The sequence below is a fragment of the Daejeonella sp. genome (assembly GCF_036405355.1).
In the GTDB taxonomy this organism is placed as follows: domain Bacteria; phylum Bacteroidota; class Bacteroidia; order Sphingobacteriales; family Sphingobacteriaceae; genus Daejeonella.
Window position 1 is genome coordinate 1 of the sequence record NZ_DASWXT010000131.1, and the last position, 11,268, is coordinate 11,268.

Consider the following 11,268-nt stretch of genomic DNA (forward strand, 5'->3'; position numbering starts at 1 on the left):
AAAACATGACACCTCTGTGCTGGGTAGCTGCAAATGCATTACCAACAGCTGATGCATCAAGTTCTGTCAATCTGGTTTTATCAGTATTGTATTCCTCAAACTTGTCGGTACAAGAAGAGATACCAATAGCTGTAACCAAGACTAAACTTGAAGCAATGATATATAATCTAAATTTTTTCATAATTTTTAATATTTATTAATTAAAACGATAAGTTTAAGTTCAAACCAATCTGACGGGTTGAAGGTAAAGAGAATCCTTCCTGACCAACAGATGTATTAGTAGAACCTGCTGTAGATTCTGGATCGAAACCTTTAGCCTTATTTACAATGAAGAATAAGTTACGACCTGTCAAAGATACAGAAGCGGCCTGGAATGGAGCCTTCTTAAATAAGTTTTTAGGTAATGTATAGCTTAGAGATGCTTCACGTAAACGAACGTTTGTTGCATCATAAGCCCAAACTTCACCTACAGGAGTATTACGACCACCTACAAACTTCCAGTATGCTTCAGCAGTTGTTGCAACTGTATTAGCTGCTCCGGCTGCAGTTACACCAGGGAAAACCATAGAAGCTCTTCCTTCTAATGTCTCAGCTACCTGACCATCAGAATAGATAATAGCATTAGTAAATGAAGTCACAGTACCACCTACACGAGCTGTAATTAAAGCATTAAAGCTAAATCTCTTGTAGTTGAATGTATTACTGAAACCACCAGTCCAGTCCGGACGTGAATTACCAATATCAACTGTAGTTCCAGGAGTAATCAAAGGCAATCCGTTTGCTCCTACTAAAATCTGTCCGCTAGCATTACGCTGGTAACCTCTGCTGTACATCTGACCTAATGGGAAACCTTCAACAGCGCGCTGGAATACCATGAAATCCTGAGTTAAGTTTAATGTCTTCAAAGTTGGAGACAATTCAACTAATTTGTTAACGTTTCTGGCATAGTTAAGGTTCATGTTCCAACGGAAATCGCCTTTAACAACCGGAGTAGCATTTAAAGTTAACTCCACACCTTTGTTATTAACCAAACCGGCGTTAACATACTCTGAACTCCAACCAGATGCCGGAGGAAGTGAAACCTGGAATAACTGGTTTTTTGTATCTGAAGAATAGTATCCTAAATCAAAACCTAAACGATCGTTGAAGAATTTAGCTTCTAAACCAATTTCAAAAGCAGTTGTTAATTCCGGCTTCAAATCAGGGAAAGGTTTTACACCATTTCTGTTAATGAAACCACCGTTACCACCCGCAGCAAAGTTGTATAACTGTGTTGTAAGGAATGCAGCAGCATCGTTACCTGTAGTTGCATAAGAACCTCTCAATTTAGCGAAAGAAACAGCACTTGGCAAAGTAAAGATGTTTGAAAGAATCGCAGAGAAACCTCCTGAACCAAATAAGTAAGACTGACTTGATTTTGGCAACGTAGATGCCCAGTCATTACGAACTGAACCTGAGATTGTGATCGCATTTTTATAGGTAAAATCTGCTGTTGCAAATACACCTTGTTTTTCAGTCTGAACAAATGAGTAACCATCAGAAGGAGCACGGCCATTTGAAGGAATAAACAAGTTATCACGGTTCAAACCTCCGGCGTTGGTAGAACGGAATTTTCTGTCAACGTGCTGAAGACTTGCTCCAAATGTTGCATCGACAGTTAATTCTTCAAGAATGTTCTCTTTGAAAATACCAATGACGTCAAAGTTGGTTTCAGTCACATCTCTGTTATCAGTCTGATAGTTACCGAAATCAGCAATAGTATAAGTGTCGTTATACCATTTACCTTCGAAAGCATCGATTGTTTTATCAATACCCGCGCGACCCATTAAACTTAATGCAGGAGTTATCTGATATGTTAATGAACCAAAGCCCATTACACGATCCCTAACATCATCAGAGATAATACGGTTTTTAGTCCAGAATGGATTCTCACCACCATTAGATCCCGGATTCCAGTAGTTCTGACGTAATTTACCTGAAGAAGGGTCAACATAGTCATACTTTTTAGCCTGCTCCAAAGAGATGTTACGAGGAATACGTAAGATGTGGCGTTGGTTGTTCTGATAAGCCTCACCAGTGTACTGTCTGTTGTTAATGTCTTGTTTCAGATAAGTAACCTTAGAATCATAAGACAGCTTAGGGCTTACTTTACCATTTATACGCAGGTTAAGGTTGTTTCTTACCAGCTCATTATTGTCAATGATACCGGTTGCATCAACTCTTGTGTATGCGAAATAGGTTTGTGCCTTTTCATTACCACCAGAAAATGCCAAAGTGTTTGACAATTGTTTTCCTGTAGAATAAAAATCTCTGTAGTTGTTTGGCTGTGGAGTCATGTTGTAAACTTTACCAGCATCAGCAGGATCGTTACCCCATAAAGCAACTGACTGACCTGTCATTTTTGGACCCCATGAACCTTCCTGAGCTCTGTTATAAACTCCGGCAGCACCCTGACCATACTCATTCTGGAAATCATAAAGTTCCATCATAGTCTCTATTTGAGAAGAGCTGTTGAAAGAAACTCCTGAACCTTGTTGGCCACCACCTTTTCTGGTTGTAATTAACAATGCACCGTTAGCAGCACGTGAACCATAAAGAGCAGTTGCAGAAGCACCTCTTAGTACAGTCATTGACTCGATGTTATCAGGGTTGATACTTGATAGACCATCACCACCATCACGACCACCGTTTCCGGTACCAGGACTGTAGTTTGAGTTATCCATTGGCACACCATCCACAACGATCAAAGCACCGTTATTACCAGTGATTGAACGATCACCTCTAAGTACAACGCGGGTTGAACCTCCAAGACCTGAAGAAGTACCTGCAACATCAAGACCAGCCACACGACCGATCAAAGATTTACCAACGTTTAACTCTCTGGCCTTTTCAAACTGATCAGTGTTAACTTTCTGAGTTGCATAACTCAAAACCTTCTGATCTTTTGTAATACCCAAAGCAGTAACAATTACTCCTTCAAGTTGTCTAGCGTCAGATTCAAGACGAACATTTAATGTTGTTCTTCCATTAACTGCAATAGTTTGACTTGCAAATCCAATGTAAGTGAATACCAATGATGCATTGGACGGCACAGAAATTGTGAAATTACCGTTAGCATCAGTGCTTGTACCCTGAGTTGATCCGCTTACCTTAATGCTTACAGCAGGAAGAGGCAAGTTGTCAGAGTCGGTAACCTTTCCGGTAACGCTGATATTCTGCGCAAACACATAGGTCTGGCACAATAGCAGCAATACGACTAGTTTGTAAACTTTTTTCATCATAATACTTTTAGTGTTAGATATAATTAATTAATTGTTTAACCAGTTGATAAGCAAAACTTATGGTTGAATTACATACCACTTGGCAAGACTAAAGTAATGCTTTTTTTTATTTTAGCAAATATTTAGCAAAGTGTCTTAGAATTATAAAATTTTAATATAAACTATTTTTAATTATCTAATTATCAGTTCGTTACAATAAAAATAAGGATTTCGAAAAAAAATATTAAACCAATGTGGAAAAATATTATTGGGACAAACTGTCGATTTTCGATCTAAATCGAGCCTTGAATCCGGGAAAAGCAAAATTTATAATAAGAATTTCGTAAAATCAATAATACTATATTATTGCATTTTGATCTTATTAAATAAGGTTCAAAAATCATTTGACCGATTCCTTCTTTGATGTCAACAAGTTAACTGATAAAACCGAAATAAGGATAGCTAGTCCAAAAAACTCTCTGGTCTCTTCAATCCATGGAGAAGATGCCTTCATACTTCCTGCTATATTTTCAGCCTGATGTTTAGTCAGCCAGCTTAAAACTCCATCTTTATCAAAGAACAAGTAGATGGCATATATAAAAAGGAGAATTATCCCGGCTAAGGTTAGCCGGGGATAATTTTGCTTCCTGATTGCAAAAAAGCAAATCATGGCCCCGAACAGATAGATTAAAATCCATAATGCAGGATCGGGATCATTATATTGAAGGCCCGCCGATATAACAAAGAGTATAAGGAATATGAAATTGAAAATTTTCATGATATTGTATTAACCCTCCTGATTACTATTTAGGTAATAAAGCCGGATCACCGGAGTCAAGATAAGACTCGTATTGTTTCAAAAGTGCAGGATCTTTTGGGCGGCCATAAATATCGCTTGATTTGTACTTTTGAAGGTCAAATGCTTTTTTCATCCATACATCACGTCTGCGATCCCGGGTTACAGTATATATTAATTTAGGTACAAACTGTGGTGGTATTGCCAGAATCCCATCCTGGTCACCGATTACCAAATCTCCTGGCATAATCACTGCTTTTCCTATTCTGATCGGAACGTTAATACCCGAAACGGTAGCATTGCTCAAAGGTCCGGGGTAGGTCCCGCGATAAAAAGCCTGCATCCCACTCTGCGATATATTCTCGGTAAGGTATATTCCACCATCAACAATTAAACCTGTTCCTGTAGTCTTCCAAATATAATAGGATAACTTATCTCCAACATAGGTGCCTCCCTGTACTTTGCCATATAAATCAACGATGACCAGATCATCCTTTTGAAGCATATCAATTGTGGTTCTGTTGTTCAGGCCTGTAAAATTGTTCTTATTGGCTTCTGATTGCATTCCGGCAACCAGATCCGGACGGGACGGCATGAATTGTACGGTAAATGCCCGTCCAACGAGTTTCTTACCAGGAATGATAGATTTCCAGCCATCTTCATACTGATTAGCATATTCTCTCGGAACAGATCCAATAGCTTCAACAACCTGAATATCCATTTTACGGATTGTATCAAGAATTGCTGCCGGTATCATCGGGCGCCCCCCCGGAAAACGACCATAAGGATTTTTTGCGGTAAAACTTATCATTTGCTCTTCAGTAAAATTATAAAGCTGAGCATTGGCCTGAGGTGTAAAAAATGGAAATGCAAACAATCCGAAAAGGATCAGCATTCGGTTATAACCTGATTTGAATATTTTTTTCATAGTATTCATAATATTTGACTATTTTCTAATTAACAATGACTTTTGAAGATTTTCGGGTCAGTAAATGAATAATTATCCAGGCCAGCAGATAGGTAACCCCGCAAATCGTGAATATAAGATTATAACCTCCTGTTAAGTTATCGGCTGCTTTGTAAACATCAAGCAAATAGCCTACGAATATCGGGAACAATATCCCCCCTATTGCACCGGTCATACCACCAATTCCAACAACTGAACTTACTACCTCTTTTGGGAACATATCCGAAGCCATTGTAAAGATATTTGTTGCCCATGCCTGATGAACTGCAACAGCCAGACTAATCAAACCTACAGCCACCCACTTATCAGTAACAAACTGGGCGATTGCGATCATGATACCAAGCTCCAGAACAGCAAACAACAATAATACTCCCTTTCTTGCTTTCAAGGTAGGCCATCCCCTCCTTATAAGGCTGGAAGAAAAATATCCTCCTGCAATACTTCCAACGGTAGTTGCGCCATAGATCAGTATCAATTCAGGACTGATTACCTTCAAATCAAGATTAAATGTAGTAGAAAAATAGGAAGGCAGCCAGAACAGGAAGAACCAGAAAATCGGATCGATCAAAAATTTACCGGTAACAAATGCCCAGGTCTGTGGAAATGTAAACAACCTTGTCCAGGAAATCTTAGTAGTGCTTTTTACCTGATCAGAAACATCATCCTTATCACTTTCGATATAGGCCAATTCTTCTGAACTCAATCTTTTCTGTTTTGAAGGAATCTCATACAGAATCCACCAGAAAATCAACCATAAAAAACCTAGGGCACCGGTAATCCAAAAGACCTCTTGCCAGCCATAGTTTTGCATAATTATTGGAACAAGAATCAATGCAACAACAACCCCTATTGCCGTTCCTGAATTGAAAATACCTGTCGCTAATGCCCTTTCCTTTTTTGGAAACCATTCGGCAACTGCCTTCATTGCGGCAGGAAAATTACCAGCCTCACCTATCCCAAGCGATAATCTGGCAATACCAAAACCCATTACAGATTTAGCAAGTGCATGGAACATTCCCGCCAAACTCCAGACAATAACTGCAACACTATATCCCATTTTAGTACCAACCTTATCAATAAATCTACCTGATACCAATAAACCAATTGCATATGCAAATGAAAATGCTGACATGATCTTACCAAAATCTGTTTCTGTCCAGCTGAATTCCGCTTCAAGCGTAGGTTTTAGCAAGCCGATGATCTGCCGATCCAGATAATTGATCACAGTACCTGTGAACAGTAATCCTACTATGATCCAACGATAATTTTTGATTTTTCCTGATGCCATTTTTGGTTGTTGGTTGGTTAGGTAATTTTCCTAAGTATAAAATGTTTATTAATAGTCAATATCCTTGAGTGTAATTTTCAAATGAACCCGTTTTTAGTCTTGGTTCCTGGCTCTTGGTTCTTGAATCTATGAATTAAAATGCTTGACATATTGCTTAAAGTGCTCCAATAAGCCATCCCAATTCTCATTCTTAATTAATTGTTTATCAAAAAGCTGTCCCCCTATTCCCAAACCGTCGGCACCAGCTTTCATAAATATCTCAATGTTATTCAGGCTAATTCCGCCAGTTGGCATTAGTTTAATTTTATTCAAAGGTGCTTTGACATCCCTGATGTAATCAGGACCCAATGCTGTAGCAGGGTAAACCTTGACCATATCAGCACCAAGTTCCCAGGCCTGATAAATCTCTGTGGGTGTATAGGCTCCCGGGAAAACCGGAATCTTCGATTTTACGCAGTTGCGTACAACCTCAGGATTCAGGATAGGTGTTACTATGAATTGCGCTCCCGCCTGCAGAGCCATTTTCAGATCCTCAGTACTGCAAACCGTACCTGCACCTACATTTAACCGACCTTTATACTGTTCAGCAGCATAACGAATAATATCCTCTGCAAAAGGAGTATTCATGGTTATTTCAATGGTTGTAAGACCAGCAGCATGGTAAACAGGCAGAATTTTCGCAATTTCATCAAATGTCAGATTCCTGATTATTCCAACCAGTGGCACCCTGGAGAAATCTTTCCAGGAAAATTCTTGATTATTCATTAGAGACGGTTTGTAGTGTATTAAATAGTTGAACCTGTCCGGCAATAGTTGCTTTGTCGATAAGGTCAGATTGAATAAAGCTTGTTTTCATTTTAAATGAAAGCATTTCTGCAGCAATTTTATAATGATCATAAAGATGCTTTCCGCTGCAGATCACCAGATGATCATAATTTCCTGAATAAAGCTCCCTGAGTTCTGTACCAATGAGCAATCCACTTAAATAATATGAATTCTGCTCTTTGCCGAACTTCCCAAAGAGCTGCATCGTTCTGACAGTAAATAAATTATGTAATAGTGAAGATGATCCCGAAACTTCTACCCCATGCTTAAATGCCTCAATACTAGATGGTTCGCTCAGACCTGAAGATTTACTCAAATCAATAGAATCCTTTAGTATACTGTGTTCGCTCAGAATATTAAAGATCTCCCCGGTCATGAAAGTCTTAAAATCAGTTACCTGCTCATCTTTTACGAAAATATGTTTAGAGTGGGTTCCGGGGAAAACAAATACAATTTGCTCATGTTCCTGTACAGAAACCTCATTTATTTTAATCAGGCCAATCAGTTGGGCTTCCTCCCCTCTCATCACATCCTCATAACTTTTCACTCCCGAAACCAGCACAAGATTTGCACCGGGGCCGTTAAAATTTTCATATATCTTTACTGATGCCTGAATGCCACTGATATTAAATGGAAGGTCAGCATAAGGAATTTCTTCCATTCCTAAAGATGAAGAGGCCATACCGGAAACAATAACAGGAATATTATCGAGGGACTTTCCAAATCTATTCCCTAGTTCAAGAATACTTGATTTAAGGATCTCAGAATAATAATCAAAGCGATTAATTTCAGTTTGTTCTTTCCATGACCTGAATGTACCTGCTACCCCACCTGAGGATAACAATTCGCCAACAACTTCATAAGTATATCTGTCAACCAGTCTTAACCTGAATGAAGTAGTTCCCCAGTCGCAGCATAATATATATTTATTCATTTCTTTTATTCTTTTCCTATGGGCGGTGTTATCACAGACTATTTGTATTTTCACATCTAAGGTTGAACTGGTTGGTAATAACTACAGCCAGAGGAAAACCAAAGTAGCAATGAGATTGCCGCGCTACGCTCGCAATGACAAACTACATCCCTGGCTGGTAATAACACTGGCAAGAGGAGCAACCCGACAGCTATCGGGTCTCAATTCTCACCTGTCACTGTCAACTCGCTAATCTCAATTCTCAATTACTTATTAACCCTCGTTTTAAACACCCTTCCCGAATCTCCTTTAATAATGTCATCTTCTGTAAATCTGCAATACAGGATATCTTTGGCGCTGGTTCTTTCACGGTCGAATACCACATGGATATTACCGTCAGGTGTTTGATCTGCATCAGGATAGGAAACGTTTTCCCTTCCATCCAGCAAAAGCTTATGTGGCCAGGTTTTGCCACCATCAGCAGATATAAATGCAGTCATATTATTACGGGTAGTGCTGTTGTTTGAAACCAGTAATAAATTTCCTGAAGCCAGTTTGCCAAGATAGAAACGACTTGATGTTGTTGGTCCGGAAGCTGTAAAAGGCTCAACAGCAGCCCATGTCAAACCATAATCTGAACTTGTAGTATAGTAAATTCCTTTTGTTGTTCTTACCATAGCCATCAGATTACCCTTATCTGAAATCTCTACAATCTGTGGTTCATCATGAATCCTGATTGAGTCTGCAATCTGTATACTTGAATAGTTTTTTATCGAAGCTAAATCACCTGATTTGGAATAATCCAAAGCGCGGATAAATGCACCATTTTCAGGGAATACTTTTCCTGAGCTATCACCGGGTAAAGGCTTGTCAACGTACACCGGGAATAGAGCAAGGTCTTTAGAAGCCAGATATAGCGGCTTATTACTCATCACTCCATCACTGATTCTTCTCGGCTGGCCGTGGGTAATTTTAGTACCATCCCAGGCAATCTCAAGGGCATTCACACCACCAAATCCATCCCATATAAGGCTATCTTTTGCACTACCATAGAATAAATGAAGCTGACCACTTTTATCCCTCCAGAAAGCCGGATCAAAGAACCTGTATTCAGGTAAATTAGGGTAAACTGCCAGTTGATCATTTAGCCAGGTCTCTCCTGCATCCTGACTAACAGAAAGAGTCACAAAATTTCCAGGCCCCGGGGCAGCTCCACCTGAATACCAGGCAACAAAGATCTGCTTTCCATCTGCAGATGTACCAATTGCCGGAACCTGCTCAAAATTTCTATCGGCTAACCTTGGGTCTGTTCCGGTGATAAATAAGGCTGCAGTATCCGAAGTTTCTGCACTTGATTCAGAAGTCTTTTTATTTGAATTACAACCTGAACTTAGTGTCCCAAGACTTGCCGCAATCAGTAAAGTAGAAAATAGTATGGTTTTCGTTCTCAATTTATTTAGAATTAGATGGTAAATTATCTTTTGTTTTTACATTCTTCTTGAAATCTGCATGATTATATCCGAGCTAAATATAATTAAAATTGGTCTATTGATCTGATTTGAGTAATTCTGACTGAATAATCATTTATACTTACCAATTATGTATTGCTCCATCCGGACTTTTTAAAACCGGATGAGGAAATTTCGTCTTTTCGGTTATTTCGATCACAAAATCTGCCTTCTTTGGATTGAATTTGACTCCAAGTCCAGGCGCAGGGTTCAAATATAATTTACCATTTGAAAAATTAAGGTAGTCCTCATTAAAATAGGCCGGTTTTTCAGGCTCTCCTCCTGCTAATTCCATCATGGCCCTTGCAGGACTGCTTGACCCTAATACATGTACTAAAGCGGCTGTAGATAAGGGCCCAGTAAAATGTGGGATCATTCCCACATAATGTGTTTCACACAGAGAGGCTATTTTTTTAAACTCAACTATACCACCTGTATTTGGCAAAGTAACCCTTGAGTAGTTGATCAGCTGCTGCTCAATCATTTCATTGATATCCCAACGGTCGCCAAACTGCTCACCGACTGCCAGCGGAACCTTGGTTAATTGCCTGAAGTTCCGGTACGCTCCGGCATTCTCAGATCTGATCGCATCTTCAACAAAATACGGACTCAGTTTTTCCAATTCATCACAAATCTTTATTGCTTCAGGAGTATCAAAGCGGGTATGCAGGTCAATTGCCCAATTCCCCTGCCCTCCAACTGCCTGATCTATTCTTTTACAGAAATCTATAGTTTTAGCAGCATTCTGAAAGAAATCAAAAGGCTGATCTCCATTTCCACCTGTTGGGCCAATCCTGTAAGATCTCAATCCTGCTTTCAGGCAATCGGTTGCACGCTCTTCCTCTGTTTTGGCTTTTGAGGCTCTGAATCCGGTGGCATAACATTCCACATAATCGCGTGTTGCACCACCCAATAATTCATAAACAGGAACGTTCAAAGCTTTCCCTTTGATGTCCCACAGGGCCATTTCAAGTGCACCAACTGCATGGAGTTTTTCCCTGCCGGGAGGATAGAACATGCCTCTGTAAAGATTCTGCCAGATATGCTCAATCCGGAATGGATCTTCGCCAATCATCATCTGAGCGCACTGCTCAATCATATCTTTTGAGCCGCCTTCACCGATACCTATTATTCCACTATCGGTCTCAATTTCAACAATTCCACGGGCCTGATTAAATAATGGCTTATTGTAACCCGGGGCGCTGTAATATCTTATTTTCTTAATTTTAATTCCTGAGGATGCCAGAGAATCCAATACAGGAAATCCCAGCATCATAGTTGCCGAACCAAGTGCAGCGGATTTAAGAAACCGTCTTCTTTCCATAAAGCTTATTTAGTTAACACGTTCTACATCCACAAACTGTACTCCTGTTTCTTTGGAATCAAATTTGAGAAATGCTTCAAATTTGCCTGAACCTGCAGGCAGTTCAATATCATCAAAAATTACTGAAGTTTTCCCTTCTGAGACCGGGGTATTCCTTTCAAGACCCTGATATTTTAAAAAGGCTAAGCCAGATGCCGGTGTTTTCTGAAAACGAAGAGTAATCCGATATCGGGCGGCTGTACTAAAAACTTCCCAATAACCACATTTATCGGTCTGATTAACATAAGCTCCGGGACCTCCCCAATCGAAGCGGGATAACTGCACATTCTTTTGAAATAGAGTTCCTAAATAAATCCGCTGAGGCCAGTCCGGACCACGATCCTTAAT

The 11,268-nt window shown here is 39.6% G+C and carries 9 protein-coding genes and 1 pseudogene; all 10 read right to left on the reverse strand.

Annotated features, from left to right (window positions below; translation table 11 throughout):
* Nucleotides 1-181: pseudogene (locus VGE44_RS16515) on the reverse strand (hypothetical protein); the annotation flags it as partial.
* A 19-nt stretch (nt 182-200) separates the two neighbouring features.
* Nucleotides 201-3,278, reverse strand: a complete 3,078-nt coding sequence (locus tag VGE44_RS16520; protein ID WP_331081197.1) for a SusC/RagA family TonB-linked outer membrane protein — start codon at nt 3,276-3,278, stop codon at nt 201-203.
* A gap of 382 nt (nt 3,279-3,660) precedes the next feature.
* Nucleotides 3,661-4,038 carry a transmembrane 220 family protein gene (locus VGE44_RS16525; protein ID WP_331081199.1) on the reverse strand — a complete coding sequence of 126 codons (378 nt, stop codon included), beginning with the start codon at nt 4,036-4,038 and terminating at the stop codon, nt 3,661-3,663.
* 25 nt (nt 4,039-4,063) lie between these two features.
* A complete protein-coding gene (locus VGE44_RS16530; RefSeq protein WP_331081201.1) occupies nt 4,064-4,984 on the reverse strand; it encodes a hypothetical protein in 921 nt (306 codons plus the stop codon).
* 25 nt (nt 4,985-5,009) lie between these two features.
* Nucleotides 5,010-6,311 carry an MFS transporter gene (locus tag VGE44_RS16535; protein ID WP_331081203.1) on the reverse strand — a complete coding sequence of 434 codons (1,302 nt, stop codon included), beginning with the start codon at nt 6,309-6,311 and terminating at the stop codon, nt 5,010-5,012.
* A 126-nt stretch (nt 6,312-6,437) separates the two neighbouring features.
* Nucleotides 6,438-7,076 (reverse strand): bifunctional 4-hydroxy-2-oxoglutarate aldolase/2-dehydro-3-deoxy-phosphogluconate aldolase, encoded by a 639-nt coding sequence (locus VGE44_RS16540; RefSeq protein WP_331081205.1) that lies wholly within the window; start codon nt 7,074-7,076, stop codon nt 6,438-6,440.
* On the reverse strand, nt 7,069-8,070 hold the full coding sequence (locus VGE44_RS16545) for a 2-dehydro-3-deoxygalactonokinase (protein WP_331081207.1): 1,002 nt from the start codon (nt 8,068-8,070) through the stop codon (nt 7,069-7,071). Before VGE44_RS16545 ends, VGE44_RS16540 begins: the two co-directional genes overlap by 8 nt.
* Nucleotides 8,071-8,315: 245 nt before the next feature.
* Nucleotides 8,316-9,500 (reverse strand): sialidase family protein, encoded by a 1,185-nt coding sequence (locus tag VGE44_RS16550; protein WP_331081209.1) that lies wholly within the window; start codon nt 9,498-9,500, stop codon nt 8,316-8,318.
* 139 nt (nt 9,501-9,639) lie between these two features.
* The gene (locus tag VGE44_RS16555) at nt 9,640-10,881 is read right to left on the reverse strand and encodes a mandelate racemase/muconate lactonizing enzyme family protein (protein WP_331081211.1); all 1,242 of its coding nucleotides are present in this window, start codon (nt 10,879-10,881) and stop codon (nt 9,640-9,642) included.
* Nucleotides 10,882-10,890: 9 nt separating this feature from the next.
* Nucleotides 10,891-11,268: hypothetical protein (locus VGE44_RS16560; RefSeq protein WP_331081213.1), on the reverse strand; the 378-nt coding region annotated here is incomplete at its 5' end.